The organism is Streptomyces sp. A0958 (genome assembly GCF_004795035.1).
Taxonomy (GTDB): Bacteria; Actinomycetota; Actinomycetes; order Streptomycetales; family Streptomycetaceae; genus Streptomyces.
In genome coordinates this window covers 37252-60877 of record NZ_SSBK01000001.1, presented here as the reverse complement: position 1 = coordinate 60877, position 23626 = coordinate 37252, and the positions used below count along the sequence as shown (strand labels likewise).

General features: G+C 70.7%; 25 protein-coding genes, 1 pseudogene and 1 riboswitch. Of the genes and pseudogenes, 10 read left to right on the top strand and 16 right to left on the bottom strand.

All coding sequences use genetic code 11. From position 1 onward, the window contains the following. The first annotated feature begins 34 nt into the window (after positions 1-34). Positions 35-1546 (top strand): PTS transporter subunit EIIC, encoded by a 1512-nt coding sequence (locus E6P78_RS00335; protein ID WP_136201477.1) that lies wholly within the window; start codon positions 35-37, stop codon positions 1544-1546. A gap of 65 nt (positions 1547-1611) precedes the next feature. On the opposite strand, the gene E6P78_RS00330 is transcribed toward E6P78_RS00335, so the two are convergent. From E6P78_RS00330 to E6P78_RS00300, 7 genes are all read right to left on the bottom strand, one after another. Then, positions 1612-2217 (bottom strand): Uma2 family endonuclease, encoded by a 606-nt coding sequence (locus tag E6P78_RS00330; RefSeq protein ID WP_136201476.1) that lies wholly within the window; start codon positions 2215-2217, stop codon positions 1612-1614. A gap of 119 nt (positions 2218-2336) precedes the next feature. After that, complete coding sequence (locus E6P78_RS00325) at positions 2337-3170, bottom strand: inositol monophosphatase family protein (RefSeq protein ID WP_136201475.1); 834 nt, start codon at positions 3168-3170, stop codon at positions 2337-2339. Between the two features lie 9 nt (positions 3171-3179). After that, entirely contained in the window at positions 3180-3752 is a 573-nt protein-coding gene (locus tag E6P78_RS00320; protein ID WP_240798982.1) for a hypothetical protein, read from the bottom strand. Positions 3753-3790: 38 nt separating this feature from the next. Then, positions 3791-4033, bottom strand: a complete 243-nt coding sequence (locus tag E6P78_RS00315) for a hypothetical protein (protein WP_136201474.1) — start codon at positions 4031-4033, stop codon at positions 3791-3793. Continuing rightward, positions 4023-4262 (bottom strand): hypothetical protein, encoded by a 240-nt coding sequence (locus E6P78_RS00310; protein WP_136201473.1) that lies wholly within the window; start codon positions 4260-4262, stop codon positions 4023-4025. The genes E6P78_RS00315 and E6P78_RS00310 overlap by 11 nt, the downstream gene beginning before the upstream one ends. Before the next feature lie 405 nt (positions 4263-4667). After that, complete coding sequence (locus tag E6P78_RS00305; RefSeq protein WP_136201472.1) at positions 4668-5264, bottom strand: class IV adenylate cyclase; 597 nt, start codon at positions 5262-5264, stop codon at positions 4668-4670. Between the two features lie 10 nt (positions 5265-5274). Then, positions 5275-5928 (bottom strand): SAM-dependent methyltransferase, encoded by a 654-nt coding sequence (locus E6P78_RS00300; protein ID WP_136201471.1) that lies wholly within the window; start codon positions 5926-5928, stop codon positions 5275-5277. Between the two features lie 13 nt (positions 5929-5941). On the opposite strand from E6P78_RS00300, the gene E6P78_RS32585 reads away from it, so the two are divergent. From E6P78_RS32585 to E6P78_RS00285, 3 genes and pseudogenes are all read left to right on the top strand, one after another. Then, complete coding sequence (locus E6P78_RS32585) at positions 5942-6256, top strand: hypothetical protein (RefSeq protein ID WP_168712523.1); 315 nt, start codon at positions 5942-5944, stop codon at positions 6254-6256. A gap of 42 nt (positions 6257-6298) precedes the next feature. After that, a pseudogene (locus E6P78_RS33150) lies at positions 6299-6455 on the top strand (XRE family transcriptional regulator); the annotation flags it as partial. After that, a complete protein-coding gene (locus E6P78_RS00285) occupies positions 6442-6909 on the top strand; it encodes an NUDIX domain-containing protein (protein WP_136201470.1) in 468 nt (155 codons plus the stop codon). The pseudogene E6P78_RS33150 and the gene E6P78_RS00285, both read left to right, overlap by 14 nt. On the opposite strand, the gene E6P78_RS00280 is transcribed toward E6P78_RS00285, so the two are convergent. Next, positions 6897-7460, bottom strand: coding sequence for an HD domain-containing protein (locus tag E6P78_RS00280; protein WP_136201469.1), 564 nt, complete (start codon positions 7458-7460; stop codon positions 6897-6899). The genes E6P78_RS00285 and E6P78_RS00280 overlap by 13 nt on opposite strands. A gap of 300 nt (positions 7461-7760) precedes the next feature. On the opposite strand from E6P78_RS00280, the gene E6P78_RS00275 reads away from it, so the two are divergent. Then, complete coding sequence (locus tag E6P78_RS00275; RefSeq protein ID WP_136201468.1) at positions 7761-8621, top strand: hypothetical protein; 861 nt, start codon at positions 7761-7763, stop codon at positions 8619-8621. Positions 8622-8653: 32 nt separating this feature from the next. Then, positions 8654-8848, top strand: a complete 195-nt coding sequence (locus E6P78_RS00270) for a type II toxin-antitoxin system VapB family antitoxin (RefSeq protein ID WP_136201744.1) — start codon at positions 8654-8656, stop codon at positions 8846-8848. 20 nt (positions 8849-8868) lie between these two features. On the opposite strand, the gene E6P78_RS00265 is transcribed toward E6P78_RS00270, so the two are convergent. The 3 genes from E6P78_RS00265 to E6P78_RS00255 form a co-directional block, all read right to left on the bottom strand. Beyond that, the gene (locus tag E6P78_RS00265; protein WP_136201467.1) at positions 8869-9519 is read right to left on the bottom strand and encodes a 1,4-alpha-glucan branching protein; all 651 of its coding nucleotides are present in this window, start codon (positions 9517-9519) and stop codon (positions 8869-8871) included. Between the two features lie 148 nt (positions 9520-9667). After that, on the bottom strand, positions 9668-11725 hold the full coding sequence (locus tag E6P78_RS00260; RefSeq protein ID WP_136201466.1) for a glycosyl hydrolase family 28-related protein: 2058 nt from the start codon (positions 11723-11725) through the stop codon (positions 9668-9670). A 199-nt stretch (positions 11726-11924) separates the two neighbouring features. Next, positions 11925-13604, bottom strand: coding sequence for a CocE/NonD family hydrolase (locus E6P78_RS00255; protein WP_136201465.1), 1680 nt, complete (start codon positions 13602-13604; stop codon positions 11925-11927). A 97-nt stretch (positions 13605-13701) separates the two neighbouring features. Between E6P78_RS00255 and E6P78_RS00250 the strand changes: the two genes are divergently transcribed. After that, positions 13702-14433, top strand: coding sequence for a TetR/AcrR family transcriptional regulator C-terminal domain-containing protein (locus E6P78_RS00250; RefSeq protein WP_136201464.1), 732 nt, complete (start codon positions 13702-13704; stop codon positions 14431-14433). A 136-nt stretch (positions 14434-14569) separates the two neighbouring features. Continuing rightward, positions 14570-15346: an N-acetyltransferase gene (locus E6P78_RS00245; RefSeq protein ID WP_136201463.1), complete on the top strand. Its 777-nt coding sequence runs from the start codon at positions 14570-14572 to the stop codon at positions 15344-15346. Between the two features lie 253 nt (positions 15347-15599). Here E6P78_RS00245 and groL read toward each other — a convergent pair whose 3' ends face one another. The 4 genes from groL to thrC all read right to left on the bottom strand — a co-directional run bounded on the left by groL (position 15600) and on the right by thrC (position 19831). Continuing rightward, on the bottom strand, positions 15600-17222 hold the full coding sequence (gene groL, locus E6P78_RS00240; RefSeq protein WP_136201462.1) for a chaperonin GroEL: 1623 nt from the start codon (positions 17220-17222) through the stop codon (positions 15600-15602). A gap of 350 nt (positions 17223-17572) precedes the next feature. Continuing rightward, positions 17573-17779, bottom strand: a complete 207-nt coding sequence (locus E6P78_RS00235) for a cold-shock protein (RefSeq protein WP_003967346.1) — start codon at positions 17777-17779, stop codon at positions 17573-17575. Between the two features lie 440 nt (positions 17780-18219). Beyond that, positions 18220-18498: a MoaD/ThiS family protein gene (locus E6P78_RS00230; RefSeq protein ID WP_136201461.1), complete on the bottom strand. Its 279-nt coding sequence runs from the start codon at positions 18496-18498 to the stop codon at positions 18220-18222. A gap of 40 nt (positions 18499-18538) precedes the next feature. Continuing rightward, positions 18539-19831, bottom strand: a complete 1293-nt coding sequence (gene thrC, locus E6P78_RS00225; protein ID WP_136201460.1) for a threonine synthase — start codon at positions 19829-19831, stop codon at positions 18539-18541. Between the two features lie 17 nt (positions 19832-19848). After that, positions 19849-19975: riboswitch (SAM riboswitch) on the bottom strand. A gap of 153 nt (positions 19976-20128) precedes the next feature. Here thrC and E6P78_RS00220 point away from each other — a divergent pair. Both E6P78_RS00220 and E6P78_RS00215 read left to right on the top strand, forming a co-directional pair. Further along, complete coding sequence (locus E6P78_RS00220) at positions 20129-21094, top strand: glucosyl-3-phosphoglycerate synthase (RefSeq protein WP_136201743.1); 966 nt, start codon at positions 20129-20131, stop codon at positions 21092-21094. A gap of 64 nt (positions 21095-21158) precedes the next feature. After that, positions 21159-22550, top strand: a complete 1392-nt coding sequence (locus E6P78_RS00215) for a trehalose-6-phosphate synthase (protein ID WP_136201459.1) — start codon at positions 21159-21161, stop codon at positions 22548-22550. 16 nt (positions 22551-22566) lie between these two features. Here E6P78_RS00215 and otsB read toward each other — a convergent pair whose 3' ends face one another. Next, positions 22567-23430 carry a trehalose-phosphatase gene (gene otsB, locus E6P78_RS00210; RefSeq protein WP_136201458.1) on the bottom strand — a complete coding sequence of 288 codons (864 nt, stop codon included), beginning with the start codon at positions 23428-23430 and terminating at the stop codon, positions 22567-22569. Positions 23431-23626 lie beyond the last annotated feature (196 nt).

Here is a 23626-nt window from a genome sequence, read left to right as displayed (position 1 = left end):
CCACCCTCCCCCGCACAGCAAGGCACCACGCACCATGGCTACAGAAGACAAGAACCGCGCCACTGCCGCCGCGATCCTTCCGCTCGTCGGTGGCGCCGCGAACGTCAGCTCCATCGCTCACTGCATGACCCGGCTCCGGCTGGGCCTGCACGACCGTTCGCTCGTCCAGGACGAGGCGCTGAAAGCCGTGCCCGCCGTCATGGGCGTGGTCGAGGACGACACGTACCAGATCGTGCTCGGTCCCGGTACGGTCGCCCGCGTCACCCCGGAGTTCGAGAAGCTGGTCGAGGAGGGCAGGGCCGAGGCCCCCGCCCCGGCCGCCGCCCCGCTCACGGCCGAGGAGCTGGCCGCGCAGGGCGCCGAGATGAAGGCGGCCCGCAAGGCGAAGAACGCCACACCGTTCAAGCTGTTCCTGCGCCGGATCGCGAACATCTTCGTGCCGCTGATCCCGGCCCTGATCGGCTGCGGCATCATCGCCGGCCTCAACGGCCTGCTGGTCAACCTCGGCTGGCTGCCCTCGGTCACCCCGGCGCTCGCGGCGATGGCGTCCGGCTTCATGGCGCTGATCGCGGTCTTCGTCGGCTACAACACGGCGAAGGAGTTCGGCGGCACACCGATCCTCGGCGGCGCGGTCGCGGCGATCATCGTCTTCCCGGGCGTCGCGAACATCGAGGCGTTCGGCCAGAAGCTCTCCCCCGGCCAGGGCGGCGTCCTCGGCGCACTGGGCGCGGCGGTGCTCGCGGTGTACGTGGAGAAGTGGTGCCGCCGCTGGGTGCCGGAAGCCCTGGACGTGCTGGTCACGCCGACGCTGACGGTCCTGATCTCCGGCCTGGTCACGATCTTCGGCCTGATGTACGTGGCGGGCGAGGTCTCCACCGCGATCGGTACGTTCGCCGACTGGCTGCTCTCCAACGGCGGCGCCGGCGCGGGTCTCGTCCTCGGCGGCTTCTTCCTCCCGCTGGTCATGCTGGGCCTGCACCAGGCGCTGATCCCGATCCACACGACGCTGATCGAGCAGCAGGGCTACACGGTCCTGCTCCCGATCCTCGCCATGGCCGGGGCCGGCCAGGTCGGCGCGGCCATCGCGGTCTACTTCCGCCTCCCGCGCAACGAGTCGATCCGCAAGACCATCAAGTCGGCCCTGCCCGCGGGCTTCCTGGGCGTCGGCGAACCGCTGATCTACGGTGTCTCGCTCCCGCTGGGCCGCCCGTTCGTCACGGCGTGCGTGGGCGGTGCGTTCGGCGGCGCGTTCGTCGGCTTCTTCAACCAGCTCGGCGACGCGGTCGGCTCCACCGCGATCGGCCCGTCCGGCTGGGCCCTGTTCCCCCTGCTCGACGGCAACCACGGCCTGGGCGCGACGATCGCGATCTACGCGGGCGGCCTGGTCGTCGGCTACCTGGCGGGCTTCGTCGCCACGTACTTCTTCGGCTTCAGCAAGGATCTGCTGGCGGAGTTCAACGTGTCCCAGGAGGCGACGGCCTCCCCGGCCCCCGCTCCGGACCCGGCCACGGCGTCCGCCACGCCGAAGGAACCGGCGGCGGTCTGACGGGCGGAGCACGTACGCACGGAACGGCGGCACCCGATGGGGTGCCGCCGCTCTGCCGTAGGGCCTCAGCCCGGGAAGCCGTCCGTGGGCAGCGTGACGTCGAAGGGTGCGGGCCAAACGAGCGGCTTGCCGAACGGCACCGGGTCGGACTGCTTGTACGTGCCGTCGTCGTTCGGCTCGGTGAACAGGGTGGCCGTGGCCCCGCGGGTGTCGAACCGGTCGATCAGCAGGTACATGGACACGCCCGCGCGGGCGTAGGCGCGGTACTTCTTCGTACGGTCCTCGCCGGCGTTCACCTTCGAGGTGATCTCGGCGATGAGGAGGGCTTCCGACGCGTCCATGGGGATGCTGGTGTCGGGATCGGCGGAATCGATCAGCTCGGACGGCATGACCACGAGGTCCGGAACGTACAGCTTGCCGAGGGGTGCCACCTGCACACCGAGGGTCTGGTAGATCTCCAGCTCGTCGGGCAGATTGGCATAGAGGCAGCGCTGCACCTTGGCGGCGATCCCGTTGCGATGCGCATGCGGCGGCGGTACCAAGGAGCTCCGTCCTTCGTCGATCTCGGCGCGCCACCCCTCGGGCACGTCCAGTTCCTGCCAGGTGTGCAGCAGGTACTCCCACTGGCGGCCTTCAGGGTCCTGCTGGTGCTCGACCATCGCGGCGGTCATCGCGGGTTCCTTCTTCTGAAGCCTGTCGGGGGAGCGTAGATCGACGGTTTCGCGGCGCGGGGCCGCTTTCCTCAGCGTCCCACGTCCGTGTGGGCGGCGCACCGAGCACCGCGGGCGCTTCACTCCCCGGCTGCGGCCTGCTTCCTCGCCATCGCCAGCAACGCGTCGTGCGTCTCGCGGTCCGCCGCCACGATCAGGCCGCCCGCGCCCGTGTGCACGGGCTCGCCGTCGATACCGGTCACGACGCATCCGGAGGCTTCGCAGAGCGCGATGCCCGCGGCGCAGTGGACGCTTTCGAGGCGCAGACCCGGGGTCCCGTCGGTGACGTACGCGGCCCGACGGCCGGCGGCGACCCAGGCGACGGCCAGCGTGCTGGAGACGACGCGCGGCCGGAACCCGGCGACGAACTCCGGTGCGGCCAGGAGGTCCACCGCGCGGAAGCCGGGGGCGTGCGGGAACGGCGGGTCGAGGTTGACGTCGACCAGCCGTGACCCGGCCGAGGGTATGAGCTTCTCGTCGGCCCCGTCCCCCGCCCGCACCCACGCCTGCGCACCGTCGGTCCAGAAGACCTCGCCGCTGAACGGGTCGGCGGAGGCAGCCGCCGTGATGCCGGAGCCCGCCCGCAGGGCGACGTTCACCGCGACCAGCATGTTGCCCACCGCGTAGTTCAGCGTGCCGCACAGCGGATCGACCAGCCACCTGCGCTCAGCGCCCGCGTCCCCGCTCGCCCCGCTCTCCTCCCCCGTCACCGCGTCATCGGGCCGGGCAGCGCGGAGCACGCCGAGTATGGCCTCCTCGGCCGCGATGTCCGCCGCCGTAGCGAAGTCACCGGCGGACTTCTCGAACCGCGCCAGCGGCTCCCCGTACATCTCGCGCACGACGGCCGCGCCCGCGCGGGCCGCCCTGACGGCCAGTCGGGCATCGCTTTCCATGCTCATGTCCATGGTCACCATGCCCGCAGGCTACCGACCGCCCCGAGTCCCGGCAGCCGTGTGCAGGAACCGTACGAGGTCGTCCACGCCGTACCCGAGCTTCGGTCCGCGTTCCGCGGCCATCAGGAGCAACTGGCCCACGATCTCCGCATCCCACCCGTCGGTGCCGTCCGCCGACCACTCCCACAGCTTCTCGATCCCGAGATCGGTCATCAGCAGACCGTGTCCCGTCCGGATCTCGGCACACACCTCGGCCACCGCGTCGAGCAGTGTCGCCCCCTGTCGCTCGCAGACGAGCCCGAAACACTCACCGCCATCCTCGACCCTGCACCCCTGCGGTGGGCTGGACCTGATTCCGTCGTACTCCGGGCCGTCCACGCGTGGACGCTTCCCCACCGGGCAGTGGATCAGCGTGAACCGGTGCCATCCGGGCGGCAGCGCAGGCGACGGCCGATGAGCGGGCAGCCCGAACGCCTCGTGAACCAACGCCACCGCCTCCTCGTACGTGTCCGCCGCAGCACTGTGCGACCTGCTGCCGTCGTCGCCAACGGCAGTCCACAGTCCCGTCGCCTCATCGGCACTCGCCCGGATCGAAAGTCCCATGCCTCACCGTCCCGCCCATCGCTGACAGCCCGCCCCCCTCACCGGGGCAGCTGGCCCTCCCGGTTGAGCTCCGTCACCCGCGCCCGCAGCACGACCCCCGGCGGGGCCGGCCGGACGGAGTCGGGCGGGCAGTCCCACTCCGGCCCACCACCCGGCGGCCGAAGCTGCACGTACGGCCCGACGCGCCCCATCACCCGGCCCACCCGCCCGTCCCGCACGTCCACGGCGAACGACCCCGGCTCCGGCGTACACGCCTCCAGTCCGCCGCACTCACCCGCCATGACCCGCCGCCTTCCCGTCCAGCACACCGCACAGGCGCAGCGCCGTGTCGAGGTTGCAGCGACCCAGGTCGACCAGCACGTTCGCCTCGTCGGCCGCACACGAGACCGGGTCGACCCGCAGCGACGGCAGCGTGACCCCGACCCCCGCGAACCCTTCTCTCAGCCGCGCCACCACCTCCTCGGCCTCCCGCACTCTGCCCGCCGCCCTGCGCCGTTCCGTAGTCGTCATGATCCATTCCTTCCACGCTGAGTAATGACAATGCATACCCAGAGTGGTAATTCTCTCGTTAGCCTGGAAGAGGTGCGGGCCCAACAACCGCACGTGTGCAACCGGGAGTTGTCATGCCAGGTCCCAATACCCACTCGGCTCCGAGGCGTCGCCGCGGTGCACGGCGGGAATCCCCCAGGACGCGAGCAGTGCGACGCGGCCCGCGAGGCAGTCACTCGTACAGGACGCCCCAGGCAGAACGCACCGGCGTCGTACGGGGCTGAACGCTCGTCACCCACATCCCCGGCCACAGCGCCGTAGCGCGTGCGCGTGCGCCTGCGCCTGGGTTGGCTCGCCATCAGCACCGGCAGTCGGGCGTCGGCATCGGGCCTTCTCCGTTGTGGCACGGCCAGTCCCAATGGCAGTTCAGCTCTCCAGGTGGGCACCTGCGGGCATTGGGGCTGCCCTGCTCTTGTCGGCGTCCGCGAAGAGGAGGGTGGGTTCGGCCAGGATGTCCCGACCGGCCTCGCTCCTGTAGATCTCATCGACGCTGCCAAAGCGGGCTTCGGAGTAGTCGAGTTCGAGCAGTGCGGCTGCCTGTCGAACCGATGCCTCGTCGGGCCCTTCGATCTCGATGAAGGTGGGGAGGTCCGGCCAGGTGTCGAAGTCGAAGGCAACCTCGCCGAGCCGCCACTCCTCGCGGTAGTTCTCCTGGTACCGGACCTCGCGCATACCGAGGCCGCGAAGGATCTCAGCCATGGCGTGCAGGTCCGTGACCTCGGTTTCGATCTCGGTTGTGCCGTCGATCGTGCTGGCGTCGGTGACCTGCTTGAGAGTCAGCGTCGAGCGGGTGCCCTCGTCGCGCAACCGCACCCATGCACCTCCTTCGAGGGCCTCGTTCTCGAAGATCTTGCGGGTGAGAAGGGTACGCGGGAACGCTTGGGCTGCGCCCAGGGTCGTCAGCTTGGCCTGAATGCCGACGACGTCGATGGCGAGGAACTTGGCCTCGTACTCGTGCTTCATGGGTTCTTCCTTAGCGCTGCGAGGACACGCGGCCCGCAAGAAGCAGGCCCATTCGGTGGGTGTGGTCCTGGAGCTGACCGATGTGCGCCCGCTCGGCGAACTCACTCGTGCTCAGGGTCAGCAGAACGTCCCAGTCGCCGATGAAGTGACACCTGAGTTCCTCAGGGGACGTGTAATGCTCGATCAGGCTCTGGCGCTGGGTGACAGGCATCATGAACTCCGCGCCGAACAGCCCGCCCCGGCGTACCGACGACTGCATGCGGGTGAGGAACTCGGCGAGCGGGCGATGGTGGTTGGCACTGTAATGCCACGAGCAGCTCGTCCAGATCGCGTCGCAGGGCATGTCCAGAGGCTCCCCTTGAAGGAAGTCCCCCTCCACGACCTGCACTCGGTCGTACAGCGATTCGAGCTTGAGCCGGTCGATGAGGCCCATCGCGTGGGTCCGGTTGTCACCCGGGAGCGTGACCTCACCACCGTGAAGTGCAAGAGCGTCGCGTTCTACGGCGATCACCCGGTAGCCGGCGGCGGCCAGCGGCAGGACGAACTTGCCGTCGCTCGCGCCGATGACCGCGACAGTGGCGTCAGGAGTGGCACGCTCGTTCAGCGCGGCGAGGAAATGGGGAAAGAAGGTGAGTGTGTGCTCCCACAGGCTCCGCGTTTGCACGGTGGTGGGCTCCTTGCGTATCGATGGCGAGAACCGCCTGGACGACCTCGTCGGGGTCCAGACGCGTGGTGTCCACGCGGTGCATCGGGAACTGGGCATAGGCGTCATCGACCCGGTCGCCAGATCCCTCGATGAGAGCGTCCCAGCGGGAACCCGGCTTGGTCCGCTCAGCGAGCCGGCGTCGGCGCTCGTCTTCGCTGCACGTCAGCTGGTAGCTAACGGGCTGCGGCAGATCGGGCGGCAGACCAACGTTGAGACGGACGCCGAGAGCGCTGTGGGTGGCGAGGCAGCGAGCGAAGTAACTCTCCACTACGACCGGAACGCCTGAGCACAGGTAGCGCCGAATCTCATCAGCCGCAGTGAACAGTGCGGACAGGTAGAAGCACGCAAACCCCATCCTGCACCTGAAGCGCTATGAGACTGCAGGATGGTTCGACAACTACGCTCAGAGTTTCGAAGCCGTGTGGGCCACCGCGCGGCCTTGGACGCCAAACCAGGAGGGGTCCTCGTCACATGGGCAGGACTGAGTACTACAACGACCCCGAAGCCCCCAAGGCGAACACGCTCATTCCCGCCAACAACCTGCTCGTCGTCGACGACAGCGGCGCCATCCTTCTCCAGCGTCGTCGGGACACAGGCCAGTGGGCGTTGCCGGGCGGCGCCCAGGACATCGGCGAGACGGCAGCACAGTGTGCGGTGCGCGAGTGCCTGGAAGAGACCGGCATCGTCGCCGAGATCACCGGCTTCCTCGGGGTCTATACGAACCCCAACCACATCGTTGCCTACACCGACGGCGAGATCCGGCAGCAGTACGAGAACACGTACATCGGGCGCCCGGTGGGTGGTGAGCCCACCATCAACGACGAAGCCGACGGAGTCCGCTATGTCCAGCCGACCGACCTGGACCGGTACGACATCCATCCCAGCATGCGCCAGCAGATCGGCGACTACCTCGCCGGCACGTACCCCTACCTGGGCTGAGCCGCCAAAGCCGCCTCTACCCGCTCCACAGTGGCAAGAATCTCCGGCGATGCCCGACGGATGAACCGCCCCACCAGACTGTCGGTACCGTAACGGACGGCAATCTCCGCCAGCCGAGCCACGACGGAAGTGTTTTCTCCGCTGGGTGCGGTTGTCATGTCGCAGTAGATGAGGGCGTCCACGAGCCGCCGGTCTTCGAGCAGGGGAAACTCAGCCTCCAACGCGCCACGCAACCCGCGCTCCTCAGCTTCCAGCAGTGCCAGCGAGTGGTTCGCCACCAGCCGCACCAGCCTCTGATCAGCAGCATGGATGTCGCGAAGAAACCGGGCCCCATCCAGTGGATGAAAGCCGGTTGCCGCCAACCGCGGGGCGTGGCCCACATCGTGCAAGACAGCCGCAGAGATCAGCAGTTCCCCGTCGCATCCGACGATTGCAGTCAGTTCGGCCGCGCGCTGAGCGACCCCTTGCGAGTGCGCCCACCGGCGGGGGAGCGATTCACTCAGCTCTGCCTCGGCCACGGCGTACGCCCACTTCACCATTGATACGTGCATGGGTTGATGTTCCCTCCCGCGAACGGGTCACGGCAGGACAGTCACCGATCCCGGCAAGAACATGCGCCCCCGGGGCTCAAGTTCCGAGGTCCGAGCGCTCTTTCAGTGGAATGGTCGGTGGGCTTGAAACCCACCCGCCCACCCTCGTGACCCGCAAGGGTTCACTTTTCGCGATCAAGTTGCGACGGAAGGTAGTCGCGCTCTAGCTTCAGCGAGGACACAGACCAAGACGGCCCCTGCCGGTGCGGAAACACCGGCAGGGGCCTGACCACCTCGATCGAAGGTCAAGTGAGCGATCTGATGGCTGCCAGCCAGTTTAGTGGTGCCCCCGCGCCCGACCACCCGATGGCCAACCCCGGCTACGGCAAGCGCTCGGCCCCGGACCAGCGCCCCCGTACCGGCGCGGACTTCACCCATCTCGTCCCCCGTGACGCCGCCATCGCCGCGTACGTCGACGGGCTGTGCGACGGCGCCGACATCTCCGTGAAGACGTTGGCGAAGGCGCTCCCGTACGGGCAGTGCGCGATCCGCACCACGCTGAACCGGCTCCAGGAGGCGGGACACCTGCGCCGGGGCAGCGAGTGCGTGGCGAGCGGCGAGAGCCTGCTGTGGGTGACGCGTACGTTCTTCTCCCGTACCGCGCGGGACGACGCGTGGTGGGCGGCGTTCAGCAGGGGTGACGTACCTATGGACACCCAACGGCCCACCCGCTCGCGGGCGTTCATCCTGCTCGCCGCGCTCGGCCGCACCGCGCCCGCGCTGTCGCTGTCGCACAGGGACTGCGTGGCGCTGGAGCCCCAGGTCGGGGAATGGCTGACGCGGGGCGCCACCGAGAGCGAGATCATGCACGCGCTGACCGCCGGGCTGCCGGAACGCGTCCACCACGCCGCCGCGTTCGTCGGCAAGCGGCTGCGGACCAAGCTGCCGCCCGCCCGGGATGCTCTGACGCCTCGCACCGTGCTGCGCTCGCTGGAGTGCAGCCAGTGCCAGGTGCCCGGCAGCCCCGAAGCGCTGGCGGGCGGCAAGTGCGGGGCCTGCCGGGGCAAGCCCGGCCGCGTCCCCGAGGGGCGGAGGCGGCCCCTGCCCGAGCAAAGGGTGCGGGCGAAGGCTCGCGCGGTTCGGGCGGGAATGCTGCCCAAGTCGGAGCGGCCCAAGCGGTGACGGCCCACACGGCCCACACGGCCCACGAGGACATGCGCATCATCGGCACCAAGACCAAGGCACAGGCCGTGAGCCTCGCCATGGAGGACGCGGTCAAGCGTCACCTGCGGCAGGAGGGTTTCGATGCCATGGAGGCCGGCGAGTTCGACTTCAGCGAGATCGTCGAGAGCACCGGCCCCCGTAACGCCGATGGAAGCATCAAGCTCGGCGGTGGCCAAGCCCCCTGACCCAGGGCCGCTCCCGCCTCCTACGCCGTACGCAGCACCGCGAAAGCCCCCCGCACCTCCGCATCGTCCGACGTGCGCCAGGGGCCTGCCACATGGCCCGTCGCGCCCTCCGGGAGCGGGTCGCCCTCCCCGGCCGGGTGCAGGACCCGGTTCAGGTGGAGGGTCGCGCCGGCGGCGGCGATGTCCGTGCCCTCGTGGTCGTCGGTCACCGTGGCGGTGAAGGTGCCGGAGGGCAGGCTCGGGGCGGTGCAGGAGCGGGTGATGGTGGGGTCGGGGGCGTCGCTGGTGCTCTGGGCCTGGGCCTGGGCGCGGCCCTCGACCAGGGCGAACAGCTGCTCGGCCAGGACCGGGTCCTGGCAGCCGTCGTACACCCAGCGCCGGCCCAGCACGCCGTGCTCCATGGTGCCGACGAGGGCGGCCTCCGCGCCTTCGAGCGGGGCGCCGCGGTAGGTGAGGGGGACGAAGTAGGTGACCGGGGCGGGGCCCGAGGTGTCGGTGGTCACCATGAACTCGATGCCCACCTCGCCCTGCGGGTCGTCGAGCCGGAAACCGCCGGACTTCGCCAACCCCGGCCGCGCCTCCCCGCCTTGGTACCAGGGGCGGGTGGGGAGCCAGGTGGTGAGCAGTTCGAGCTTGGTCGGCTGAACGGTGGTGTGGTGGATGACGGCCATACCGAAGTCTCTCCCGCTGGTCGAGTGGACGGCTGGTTGCCGCGCGCTGTGTCGAGCGTATGCAACGGGAGCGTGCGCCGGTGCGGCCGGTCCGCGAGGACCGGCCGCACCGATGACCGCCGTCAGGGCGTCAGGCCGTCAGGGGTGGTCACCACGCGCCCGGGGCCGGGGGCGGGACCACCTCCGGGCGGTCGTCGCAGGTGATCGTGTTGGGCAGCAGCCAGGGGGCGAGCCAGTCGCCGTCGTTGCCGCCCAGGTCCGTGAGGGCGAACTCCGATCCCGTGGAGGGGAAGTTGAACGAGCCGCAGTTGTTGACGCCCACCGCGCCGACGTTGCGCGCGTCCACGTTCTCGAAGGTGGCGCCGCCCGCCGCGCGGGCGCTCAGCACCGAGGTACCCGTGCCGTCGACCCGGATGTCCTTGAAGTGGATGTTCTCGATGACGTACTGGTCCTTCACCGCCCAGTCGGAGACGAGCATGATCGCGTTGTAGGTGCTGTCCAGGAAGTCGTTGCCGGTGACCCGGATGTCGGCGGCGTCGATGCTCCGGTCCAGGGCGTAGACCCACAGGGCGCCGAGGCCGATGTTCCAGTTCAGTTCGTACGTGCCCGCGCGGGCCGTCGTGTTGCCCGTGACGTTCAGCTTCCCGGCGAAGGGCTCGGCGCCGAAGCGGGAGCCGATGTGCAGGGCGCTGCCCTCGCGGACCGGGTCGGCGACGAGGTTGTCCGAGACGGTGGTGTCGGTGCCGCCGTAGATCGCGATGCCGTTGGCGAGGACCGGGGTCTGGACGGTGTTGTGGGCGAAGGTGTTGCGGGCGTTGGTCGTCTTCTCGGCCCACATGGCGAGGCCGTCGTCGCCGGAGTTGCGTACGAAGGTGTCCGTGACCCGTGAATCGGTCACGCCGGTGTGGAAGTTGATGGCGTCGGCGATCTGGTCGACGATGATGTTCCCCGAGATCCGCAGGTTCTTCATCGGGCCGTCGAACCACATGCCGACCTTGGTGTGGCTGATGTGCAGCCCCTCGATGGTCGAATCGCTCATCGCCCCGCCGATGGCGTTGACCTGGTCGGTGTCGACGCGTTCGCGTACGTCGCCCTCGATGGCGAAGCCGGACAGGTGGACGTTGCGGCTGCCGCCCTCGGCCGCGGACTTCCCGTAGAAGCCGACGCCGGTGTGCACCGAGCCGTCGGCGGCGGGCTTGTCGAGCGCGACCTCGCTGCCCTTGATCTTCGTGTACCAGTTGCCCGCGCCGACGATCGTGACGTCGTCCACGACGATGTGGCGGTCGACCCGGTACGTCCCCGGCGGGATGTACACCTTGAGGTGGGTGCGCCGGGCGAAGGCGATGGCCTTGTCGATCGCGTCCGCCGCGTCCCGCCGACCGGTCGGATCGGCCCCGAACGCCCATACGTTGGCGGCGAGCAGTTCCACGTGCGGAAGCCCGACCAGCTCCGAGTCGAGGAGGTCGATGGCCGTCCACGCGGCCCGGCTGCCGGCCGGCACGGTCAGCCGTACGGTGTCGCCCGCGCGGTAGGTCCGGCCGAGCAGGAGGCGCTGCTCGTCGTAGAAGTGGCTGGGCCGGTACGGCTTGTCGATGACCGGGGCGGGGGTCGTCTCGGCGGGCACGCAGGAGCACTCGGTGATCCACCAGTCCGGGTGGAGGAGCCCGGCGCCGGGGTCGTTGGAGAACGGGTACTGGTTGTACAGCCACGCGTACTGCGAGGTCAGCGTCATCGTGGAGCGCTTGGCGCCGTTCACCGAGACGTCGAGCGGTGCGGTGATCCCGCCGCCGCCCGGGGCGTCCGGGATGCTGTAGCGCACGGTGATGGCGTTGGCCGACGCGGGCAGCGTGAACTCGACGTGCTGCCCCGGCGCCAGCTTGACCGCCTTGCGGCCCGAGGCCTCGGACGGCAGCGTGTACGCGCTGCGGTCCGGGCCGATGACCGTGCCGTCGGTGACCGCGTTCTCGGCCTCCTGCTCGGCGAAGGCCACCTTGGCACCCTTCCCCGCGACCAGTGCCGGGTCGAGGGCGGCCCGGGTGACGACCGGGGCCGGGGCGGCGGCGCGGGGGCCGGCGACCGCGGGCGTACCGGCCAGCACCCCGAGCCCGACGGCCGCCGCGGTCACCGAGGCGACCGCGGTCGCGTACAGCCCTGTCCTGCGCGGTCTTCGCGCCCTCACCGAAGCGTCGGTGGTCATCCGTGACATCGCGTGCCCGTTTCTCTCAGGGGGTCAACGGCCGTGCGCGCGTGGGGAGTCGCCGCCGTCATGAGTGAGGTGACAGTAGGACCCCCGGCTCCCCGTCCACAAGACTCCTGCGATCAGTTTCCAACTTACTGGCGCACAGGTGCGTCGGCTCGTCATTTTTTTGCGTAACGCGGCGCAAGTACCCGCATGCGCATGCCGGTCACCCCGTGGGCAGGATCAGCTCCGAGTCCGCGTGGACGGTGACCCGTACCGGTACGGATTCCGTCGCCTCCGCCCGCGACTCGCCGGTGCCCGGGTTGGGCGCGAAGCGCGGGTGCGCGCCGCCGCTGATCTGCCAGCGGACGCGGTGGCCGACGCCGAACCGGTGGGCCGTGTGGCTCATCGGGACCGTCACCCGGACCGGGTCCGGGCCCGTGGTGCGCAGCTGGGCCAGGCCGTCGCAGACGTTGGTGGAGCGCCCCTCGGGGTCCACGTCGCACAGGCGGGTGAACACGTCCCCGTACCCGGTGTCCGTGGACGCGCTGATCCGGGCGGAGACCGGGCCGAGGACGGTGAGGGGTTCGGTGAGGACCGGTCCGGTGAACGTGAGGACGTCCTCGCGGGCTTCCAGCGCGCCGTTGTCGCGCGCCCCGGCGGTACGGGAGAGGAGGGGGCCGCCCAGCGAGGGCGTGGGGTCGGCCGGGTCGTGGCGGAAGGACGCCAGGGGCGCCGCGTCGGTGGGCGGCTCGGCGGTGAGGTGGCCGCCGGGGGCCGGGAACCACGAGGCGGTGGCCGCCGTGGCCGGGGGCCACGCTTCGAGGTCCCGCACGGCCGGTTCCGTACCGCCCGTGTGTACGCGTACGGGGGTGGGACGCAGGCCGGAGGGGTCGGCGCACAGGTGGGCGCGGAGCCAGGCGAGTGATTCGGCGAACACCTCGGGCCAGCCCTTCTGCAGGGCCGAGGTGTGGGTCCACGGGCCGACGAGCAGGGTGGCCTCGGCGCCCGCCCGGCGCAGCCGGTCGTACTGCCCGAAGGTCTGGTCGGCGAGGGCGTCGTGCCACCCGGTGATCAGCGCGGTGGGGACGGCCGCCCGGTCCGCCGCACCGGCCAGGGACGCGCCGCCCCAGTACGGGTCGTCCGCGTCCGGGTGGGTCATCACCCCGTCCAGCCAGGGCACTTCGCCGCCGAGCGCGTCCGCGTACGCGCCGCGCAGCGGGCGTGCGGCGACGAGGGAGCGCATCCGGCGCTGGAGCCGCAGCGTCGCGCGGACGAACGGCCCCATGCCCCGGTGCTGGTACGTCATGCCCGCGCCGACGGCGAGCGCGGTCTCCAGGTGGAGCACGCCATCGGTGTGGAAGAGGGCGTACGGGTCGTGCAGCCCCACCTGCACCACCATCGCCTTCAGCTCCGGCGGCGGTTCGAGGGCCAGCGCCCACTGGACGTACCCGAGGTAGCTGGGTCCGACCGTCCCCAGGTTCCCGTCGAACCAGGGCTGCTCGCGCAGCCAGTCGACGGCGGCCAGGCCGTCGGCGGCCTCGTTGCGCCAGAGGTGGAAGTCGCCGCCCGAGCCGCCGGTGCCCCGGCAGCTCTGCAGGACGACGTGGAAGCCCTGTTCGGCGAAGAGCATCCCGTACTGCGGGGACCACGGCACGCCCCGCCCGTAGGGCGAGCGCACCAGGAGGGTGGGGAAGTCGCCCTGGGTGCGCGGGAAGTAGTGGTCCGTGACCAGCGGGCTGCCGTCGGCGGCGGGGACGGTCAGGCTCCGCTCGACGCCCGCCTTGTGGCGTGCGGCCGGGAGGTCGCGCCAGGTGGAGCGCATCAGCCGGGAGGCGAGCGGCGGCCTCGCGGACGACGGCGTCCATGCGGGCCCCGGTCGGGCTTCGGGCGTGGGTGGTGTCATCGTTCGCCTCCATGAGCCATCATTCTCGTACTGTGTACGAGAATAGTAGATGCTTGGATGGGACAGTGGAACGACCCAGGTGAGAGGGGCTGAGACCGTGACCCGCACCGAGGGGCCCGGCGCCGGCGGCGTCGACCCGCGAGAACTGTGGCTGGCCCCGGACCGGCCCCGCCGGGGGCGCAGGCCCGCCTTCAGCCGGGAGGCGATCACGGCGGCGGCCGTCGCCGTCGCGGACGCCGAGGGGCTGGACGCGGTCACCATGCGCCGGGTCGCCGCCGAGGTCGGCGCGGGCGTCATGTCGCTGTACAGCTACGCCCCCGACAAGGAGACGCTGCTCGACCTGATGATCGACCACGTCTCCGGCGAGCTGCCCACCACCGGCCCGCTCACCGGCGACTGGCGCGCCGACCTCAAGACCATCGGCCGTCTCCAGCGCGCCCACATGCTCCGCCACCCCTGGCTGCCCGCCGCCGTGCAGGACCGCCGCACGCTCGGCCCCCGGGCCCTCGCCTTCCTGGAGCACGCCCTGACCGCCCTGCGGCCCATCGGTCTCGACGGGGCGGCACGACTGGAGATCTTCGCCCAGCTCACGGCGTTCGTGGCGGGCCATGTGGCGTACGAGGTCGGCCGGGCGCGGGTCGCCGAGGCGCCCGGCCGGGCCGCCGCCGAGGCCCGCTACCTCGCCGAGGTCGCGGGCGACGGCCACCATCCGGAGCTGGCCGGGGCGCTGGCCGCGGCCGGGCGGCCCGTCACCCCGGACGCCACCTTCGACCGCTTCCTGGGCCGCCTGGTCGACGGACTCGACGCAGGCCGACTCGACGCAGGCTGACCGGGCCGGAAACCGCCTCGGCCCCGACCCGGTGGCCGCGCGGGGAACAGGCGGGCCGAACCACCTCGGACCCCGCCCGGCGGCCGCGCGGGAAACGCCTCGCGCCCCGCCCGACGTCTGTGGAACAGTCCGGATCATGGACACCACAGCACACGACGACGGCATCCTGATCACCCCGCTCTCCGAACGGCCCGCCCTGATCACCCGGATATACGAGATCGACAACACCTGGCCGCCCTTCGTCCCGCACGACCTGGTCGGCAACGCTCTGGTGGGCCGGGTGGCGGGCGAGTTCCCCGCGTACTGCGTGGTGGCGACCGACGCCGACCGCGTGGTGGCACGCGGCCTCGCCGTGCCCTTCGACGGCACGACGGAGGGCCGCGAAACGACCCCCGACCAGGGCTGGGACCGGGTGCTGAGCTGGGCGTTCCAGGACCGCTGGAACGGGCGGGCGGTGTCGGCGGCGAGCGCGCTGGAGATCACCGTGGACCGGGCACACCTCGGGCGCGGCCTGTCGTACCGGATGCTGGAGGCGCTGCGGAACGCCGCCGCCCAGCAGGGACATGACGCGCTGTTCGCTCCGGTCCGCCCGACGTCCAAGCATCTTCACCCGCACGTCCCGATGGCCGCCTACATCGGCCGCCGGCGCGACGACGGGCTGCCGGAGGACCCGTGGCTGAGGGCGCACGTCAGGGTCGGCGGCACGATCGAGAAGGTCGCCCCGGCGTCGATGACCGTCACCGGTTCGCTCGCGCAGTGGCGGGAGTGGACGGGCCTGCCCTTCGACCGCGACGGCGACACCGAAGTGCCGGGCGCCCTCGTCCCGGTGCGGTGCGAACTCGCGCACGACCTGGCGGTCTACGCCGAGCCGAACGTCTGGGTACGTCACCGGACGGGCCGCCGACTCCCCTGAGACGCACGGCATGTGACGTCGTTCTTCGACCGCCGGCCGCGCGGCCACGACGACCAGTTGCTCGACGGCCCGTCCGACCGGTTCCCGGAGACGGTCTTCAGCCGGTGACGGGCGCGAGGCGTGGACGGTACGGCACACGTCTGTACGGCACACGAGCCGCGCCGCGCACACGCCAACGGCACCGGCCCCCGGGGATCTCTCCCCGGGGGCCGGTGCCGTGCACAGCCGAACAGGAACTACCGATCCGTCAGGATCAGAAGTCCATGTCACCGCCCGGCATGCCGCCCGGAGCGGCCGCGGCGGCCTTCTCCGGCTTGTCGGCGATGACGGCCTCGGTGGTGAGGAACAGCGCGGCGATCGACGCGGCGTTCTGCAGGGCGGAGCGCGTGACCTTCGCCGGGTCGAGAATGCCCTCGGCGATCATGTCGACGTACTCGCCGGTCGCGGCGTTGAGGCCGTGACCGATCGGCAGGTTGCGCACCTTCTCCACGACGACGCCACCTTCGAGACCACCGTTGACGGCGATCTGCTTCAGCGGGGCCTCAAGGGCGAGCTTGACGGCGTTGGCGCCGGTCGCCTCGTCACCCGAGAGCTCCAGCTTCTCGAAGACGGCCGAGGCCTGGAGCAGAGCCACGCCACCACCGGCGACGATGCCCTCCTCGACGGCGGCCTTGGCGTTGCGCACCGCGTCCTCGATGCGGTGCTTGCGCTCCTTGAGCTCGACCTCGGTGGCGGCACCGGCCTTGATGACGGCCACGCCGCCGGCCAGCTTCGCCAGGCGCTCCTGGAGCTTCTCGCGGTCGTAGTCCGAGTCGGAGTTCTCGATCTCGGCACGGATCTGGTTGACGCGGCCCTGGACCTGGTCGCTGTCACCGGCACCGTCGACGATCGTCGTCTCGTCCTTGGTGATGACGACCTTGCGGGCACGGCCGAGCAGGTCGAGACCGGCGTTCTCCAGCTTGAGGCCGACCTCCTCGGAGATGACGGTGCCACCGGTGAGGATGGCGATGTCGCCGAGCATGGCCTTGCGGCGGTCACCGAAGCCCGGGGCCTTGACGGCGACGGACTTGAAGGTGCCACGGATCTTGTTGACGACCAGGGTCGACAGGGCCTCGCCCTCGACGTCCTCGGCGATGATCAGCAGCGGCTTGCCGGACTGCATGACCTTCTCCAGCAGCGGAAGGAGGTCCTTCACGTTGCTGACCTTGGAGTTCACGATCAGGATGTACGGGTCGTCGAGGGACGACTCCATGCGCTCCATGTCCGTGGCGAAGTACGCCGAGATGTAGCCCTTGTCGAAGCGCATACCCTCGGTGAGCTCCAGCTCCAGACCGAAGGTCTGGGACTCCTCGACGGTGATGACGCCTTCCTTGCCGACCTTGTCCATGGCCTCGGCGATGAGCTCGCCGATCTGGGTGTCGGCGGCGGAGATGGAGGCGGTCGAAGCGATCTGCTCCTTGGTCTCCACGTCCTTGGCCTGCTCCAGGAGGGCGGCGGAGACGGCCTCGACGGCCTTCTCGATGCCCCGCTTGAGAGCCATCGGGTTCGCACCCGCGGCCACGTTGCGCAGACCCTCGCGGACGAGAGCCTGGGCGAGAACGGTGGCGGTGGTCGTACCGTCGCCGGCGACGTCGTCCGTCTTCTTGGCGACCTCCTTGACCAGCTCCGCACCGATCTTCTCGTACGGGTCCTCCAGCTCGATCTCCTTGGCGATGGAAACACCATCGTTGGTGATCGTGGGGGCGCCCCACTTCTTCTCGAGGACGACGTTGCGGCCCTTGGGGCCAAGGGTGACCTTGACGGCGTCGGCGAGCTGGTTCATGCCGCGCTCGAGACCGCGCCGGGCCTCCTCGTCGAACGCGATGATCTTGGCCATGTGAAGTGGTCCTCCCGGACAGGGGTGGATTGCTCCGGACCGAGTGGCGCCCGCGACGGACGGCCTGCGTGCCTGGCGGTTCCTTGCCCCGCCACGCCTGCGGGCCTCACCGGCCCGGTCCAAGTTCTGTCACTCTCACCTGGAGAGTGCTAAGCCCAATGATTAGCACTCGACCCCCGAGAGTGCAAGCGCCTCGGACTCCTTGAGGGTGGCGTCCGGGCGACGGGCGGGCACGAACGCCCGTGGACATCGCGGGCGCGCCCCGGACGCGCGAAGGGCCCGTACCCCTCGGTACGGACCCTTCGTGCGTGAGTGGTGTCGTGGCCGACTGCGTCGTGACCGTGCCGGGCTCAGCCGACGGCGAGCTTGACCATGTCCGCCTGCGGCCCCTTCTGGCCCTGCGAGATCTCGAACTCAACTCGCTGACCCTCTTCGAGGGTGCGGTACCCGTCCATCTGGATCGCGCTGTAGTGGACGAAAACATCCGCACCACCGTCGACCGCGATGAAGCCGTACCCCTTCTCCGCGTTGAACCACTTGACGGTGCCCTGAGCCATGCCTAACTCCCCTATTACTGGCCCTTGCACAGGCCCGCACTTCGCGGACCCGGGTCAGAATCCACCCTCCGACAGGAGAGGGTGTGTGCGCCGGAACGCGCCGACCGCGGCTGAATGTATCTGCCCAACTGCCCTCTGCAACAGGTCAATCGGACGACAATTCTGCGCAGCACCGATCGCCCGAATATGAGGAATTCGCGAGATTGCAGGGCAAGTCGGGCCCGACAAAGGCGACTTATGGCGCAAGAGGATCAGGCACTTTGGCTGCATCTAGTCGTGGCGCGGCGCATTCTCATATGCGAGCGGCACGGGCAGCGAGGGGGACTTCCCACACTCTACCGCGCTCAACCATGCAGAATTGCCCCCTCCGCTTCTCTCGCAGAGGGGGCAATTTTGGTGACACGGTGAAGTCGGGGCCGATCTTGAAAGGCCCCCGGGGCTCAGCAGCCGCCGGCGACCGCGGGAATGATCGAGATGCCGGCGCCGTCCGGGGTCGCCGTGTCCAGGCCGCCCTCGAAGCGCACGTCGTCGTCGTTGACGTACACGTTGACGAAGCGGCGCAGCTTGCCCTGGTCGTCCAGGACGCGGGCGGCGATGCCCGGGTGGTCCTTCTCCAGCGACGTGATGACCTCGGAGAGGGTCGCGCCCTCGGCCGGGACCTCGGCCTGGCCGCCCGTGTAGGTGCGGAGGATGGTGGGGATGCGGACCTTGACGCTCATGGGGTGCCCTTCCTGGAGACTGGAGTGGGTCGGAGGCTGCTCAGCTGGTGGCGAGTCCGGCGGCGCGGAAGGCGTCCAGGCTCGGGCGGATCGTGGCGGTCGCCTGCGAGGTCTCGGCCACCGCGTCCAGCGTCTTGAGGCCGTCACCCGTGTTCAGGACGACGGTGGTGAGCGCCGGGTCGAGCAGGCCGGCCTCGATCAGCTTCTTCGTCACGCCGACCGTCACCCCGCCCGCCGTCTCGGCGAAGATGCCCTCGGTGCGGGCCAGCAGCTTGATCGCGTCGACGACCTGCTCGTCGTTCACGTCCTCGACGGCGCCGCCGGTGCGGCGGGCGATGTCCAGGACGTACGGGCCGTCGGCCGGGTTGCCGATCGCCAGGGACTTGGCGATCGTGTTCGGCTTCTGCGGGCGGACCACGTCGTGACCGGCCTTGAAGGCGGTGGAGACCGGGGAGCAGCCCTCGGCCTGGGCGCCGAAGATCTTGTACGGCTTGTCCTCGACCAGGCCCAGCCTGATCAGCTCCTGGAGGCCCTTGTCGATCTTCGTGAGCTGCGAGCCGGACGCGATCGGGATGACGATCTGGTCGGGCAGCCGCCAGCCGAGCTGCTCGCAGATCTCGTACGCCAGGGTCTTGGAGCCCTCGCCGTAGTACGGGCGCAGGTTGACGTTGACGAAGCCCCAGCCCTCGCCGAGCGGGTCGCCGATGAGCTCCGAGCAGAAGCGGTTGACGTCGTCGTAGTTGCCCTCGATGCCGACCAGCTCACCGCCGTACACCGCGGCCATGACGACCTTGCCCTGCTCCAGGTCGTGCGGGATGAACACACAGGACCGCAGCCCCGCGCGGGCGGCGGCGGCGCCGACCGCGCCGGCGAGGTTGCCGGTGGAGGAGCACGACAGGGTGGTGAAGCCGAAGGCGCGGGCGGCCTCGACGGCGATCGCGACGACGCGGTCCTTGAAGGAGTGCGTCGGGTTGCCGGAGTCGTCCTTGACGTACAGGCCGCCGGTGACGCCCAGCTCGCGGGCGAGGTTGTCGGCCTTGACCAGCTTGGTGAAGCCGGGGTTCAGATTGGGCTTGTCCGCGACATCGGAGGGCACCGGCAGCAGCGGCGCGTAACGCCAGATGTTGTCCGGACCGGCCTCGATGCGCTTCTTCAGCTCGTCGGGGGAGCCGCTCGGCAGGTCGTACGCCACTTCGAGCGGCCCGAAACAGGACGCGCAGGCGAAAATGGGGCCGAGTGCGAACCGCTCACCGCACTCGCGGCAGGAAAGCGCCGCGGCGGGACCCAGGTCCACAGTGGATTCGGTGTGTGCTGCGACAGTCTCAACAGCCATGATGGCGAGGCCCTTTCTCCTCATCTTCCTTGCGACGCGTTTCGCCGCAAGACGGAATTGGCACCTTCCCCACCTGACCTCGCGGTCGGCAGGAGGGTTGCCGGGACTTCAACGGGCCGTTCCCTCTGTCCCTCTGGATGAGCGCTGTGGCACTGGACCATGGATCCAGGCGTTTGTTCGCGGACCGACCCCGGCATGCGACGGTCGTCCGCGTTGTTCAAGACTGTAACCGAAGCCTCGGACTGTTGAGATAGTCGTCCGAACCGCGAGATGGATCACATACAGGGAGTATCGACCGTGCTCGAAGAGGTCGAACGCTGGCTGACCAGGCGTTCCTGGTCGGCCGCCGACCGCCCGCCGGCGCATCCGCAGGCCACCGCGATCGGCGCGCACGGTACGGGCGGTACGGGCGGTACGGGCGTGAGCGTCGTTCTGCCCGCCCTCAACGAAGCCGAGACCGTCGGGGACATCGTCGCGACCATCCGCCGCGAGCTCATGGAGAAGAACCGGCTGGTCGACGAGCTCGTCGTGATCGACTCCGGCTCCACGGACGCCACCGCCGAGGTCGCCCGCCGCGCCGGGGCCCGGGTGGTCCACCGGGACGCGATCCTGCCCCGCCTCCCGGCCGTCCCCGGCAAGGGCGAGGTGCTGTGGCGCTCGCTCCTGGTGACCAGCGGCGACATCCTGTGCTTCATCGACGCGGACCTCAAGGACTTCTCCGCCGACTTCGTCTCCGGCATCGTCGGCCCGCTGCTCACCGACCCCGAGGTGCAGTTCGTCAAGGCCATGTACGACCGGCCGCTCGGCGAGGTGGCGGGCCAGGGCGGCCGCGTCACCGAACTGGTGGCCCGGCCGCTGCTGAATCTGCACTGGCCGCTGCTGGCCGGCTTCGTCCAGCCGCTGGGCGGCGAGTACGCCGTACGCCGCTCACTGCTGGAGCGGCTGCCCTTCCCGGTCGGCTACGGGGTGGAGCTGGGCCTGCTCGTCGACGCCCTGCACACCGTCGGCCTGGACGCCCTCGCCCAGGTCGACGTCGGCGTCCGCGTCCACCGCCACCAGGACGGCCAGGCGCTCGGCCGGATGGCCGCCGCCATCTACCGCACCGCGCAGGTGCGGCTCTCCCGCGGCCACCTGGTCCGCCCCTCCCTCACCCAGTTCGAGCGCGGACCGCACGGATTCGTCCCGCACACCTACCCGGTCGACACCCAGGAGAGGCCGCCGATGCGGGAGATCGAGGAGTACGCGGCACGCCGCGCGGCCTGATCACTCCCCGTCCCCGTCCGACTTCGTACGTTTGGGCGGTTCCGGATCGGGCTAGATTCCGGCCATGGTCTCCGAGCACGCACCCCAGCCCGCTGCCCAGGTCCTCGTCGCGTCCAACCGCGGCCCCGTGTCGTACACGGTGCACGAGGACGGCTCACTCGAAGCGAAACGGGGCGGGGGCGGACTCGTCTCCGGCCTGAGCGCCGTCGACGACAAGATGTGGGTCTGCGCCGCCCTCGGCGACGGCGACCGCGAGGCGGTGCGGCGCGGGGTCGGCGAGCCGGGCGTCCGGATGCTCGACATCGACGCCGACGTGCACGCCGACGCGTACAACGGCATCGCGAACTCGGTGCTGTGGTTCATCCACCACCTGCTCTACCAGACGCCCGTCGAGCCCGTCTTCGACACGGAGTTCCGCAGGCAGTGGGCCTCCTTCGAGGCGTACAACCGGGCCTTCGCCGAAGCGCTCGCCGAGGAGGCGGGCGAGGGCGCGGCCGTCCTGGTGCAGGACTACCACCTGTCGCTGGTCCCCGGCATGCTCCGCGAGCTGCGCCCCGACCTGAGGATCGGCCACTTCTCGCACACCCCGTGGGCGCCCGTCGACTACTTCCGGCTGCTCCCGGACGACATCGCCGAACAGCTGCTGCGCGGCATCCTGGGCGCCGACCGGGCCGCCTTCCTGACCCGCCGCTGGGCGGACGCCTTCATCGGCTGCTGCACGGAGATCCTGGGCGGCACCGGCCGGACCAGGATCGGGGTGCACGGGCTGGGCGCCGACGCCGACTTCCTGCGCCGCCGCGCGCACGAGGCGGACGTGGACGAGCGGATGGCGGCCCTGCGCGAACAGGTGGGCCCCGGCCGCAGGACCGTGGTGCGGGTCGACCGCACGGAGCTGTCCAAGAACATCGTCCGGGGCCTGCACGCCTACCGCACCCTCCTCGACGAGCGGCCCGAGTGGCGCGAGCGCGTCGTGCACGTCGCGTTCGCCTACCCCTCGCGGCAGGACCTCGCCGTCTACCGCGAGTACACCGCCGAGGTCCAGCGCGTGGCCGACGCGATCAACAAGACGTACGGGACGGCGGACTGGACGCCGGTCGTCCTGCACGTCAAGGACGACTTCGCCCGCTCGCTCGCCGCGTACCGGCTGGCCGACGTGGCGCTCGTCAACCCGATCCGGGACGGGATGAACCTGGTCGCCAAGGAGGTCCCGGTCGTCTCCGACGAGGGCGTCGCGCTGGTCCTGTCACGGGAGGCGGGCGCCTACGAGGAGCTGGGCGAGCACGCGTTCACGGTGAACCCGTACGACGTGTCCGCCACCGCCGACGCCCTGCACGAGGCGCTGACCCTGCCCGACGACGTACGGGCCGCCCGCTCGGAGCGCCTGGCCGAGGCGGCCACCGCGCTGCCGCCGCAGCAGTGGTTCCTGGACCAGCTGGAGGCGTTGCGGCGGGGGTAGGACGGGCGGGGGCCGGTCAGCCGGTCCCGGCCGCCAGCCGGCGGGCCAGCGACTGAAGGAACTCCACGACCGCTCCGGGCCCCGGCACCAACAGGTCGGCGTGCTCGGCGAGTTCGTGCACCTCGGCACTTCCGCTGCAGACCAGCAGGCCGGGGACCGGATCGGCCTCGTCGCCGCGCAGCTTCTCCACGGCGGCGTAGGCGGCGAGGTCGCCCAGGTCGTCGCCCGCGTAGAGCACGGACCGGGCGCCGATCTCGCGCGCGTACTCGGTGAGCGCCACGCCCTTGTCCATGCCGGGCGGGCGCAGCTCCAGGACCATGCGGCCCGGCTCGACGATCAGCCCGTGCCGCGCGGCGAGCTCGGCGAGGGGTTCGCGCAGCGCGTCGAACGCGGCCTGCGGGTCGGCGGCGCGGCGGGTGTGCACGGCGAGCGCCCGGCCCTTGTCCTCCGTCCAGGTGCCCCGCCAGGAATCGAACCGGTCCAGCACGCCGGGGAGTTCGGCCCGTACGGCGGCGACCCCGGGGTGCGGGGCGGGGGCCCGGACGGTCCCGGTCACGGCGTCCCAGCGCTCGGCCCCGTAGTGCCCGAGAACGACGAGGTGGTCCAGCCCGGCGACCCCGGCGAACCCGCCGTACCGCACCGCGACCCCGGCCGGCCGGCCGGTGATCACGGCGACCGATGCCACCTGCGGCGCGAGTTCGGCCAGCGCCTCGACGGCCCCGGGGTGGGCCCGGGCCTGGTCCGGGTCCGGCACGATGTCGGCCAGCGTCCCGTCGAAGTCGAGCGCGACAAGGGCCTCGGCCGGCCGGGCGAGTAGCGCGGCGAGGCCGTCCCGGCCGGCGGGGGTGGTCGGGGTGGGGGTGTGCGGATGGCTGCCCATGCGTCGAGCGTAGCGGCGCGGCGCGCCGGGTGCGGCTCAACCCCTTGTGGGGGCGCTGCCCCCGTACCCCCGCTCCTCAATCGCCGGAGGGGCTTGAAAGGCGGCGCTTGAGGCGCGGGGTCCGGGCGGAGCCCCGGTTTCGGGAAGGGCGGGTAGGGAACAGGCCCGCCGCAGGCGGAACGCGCCCGCACCGCAC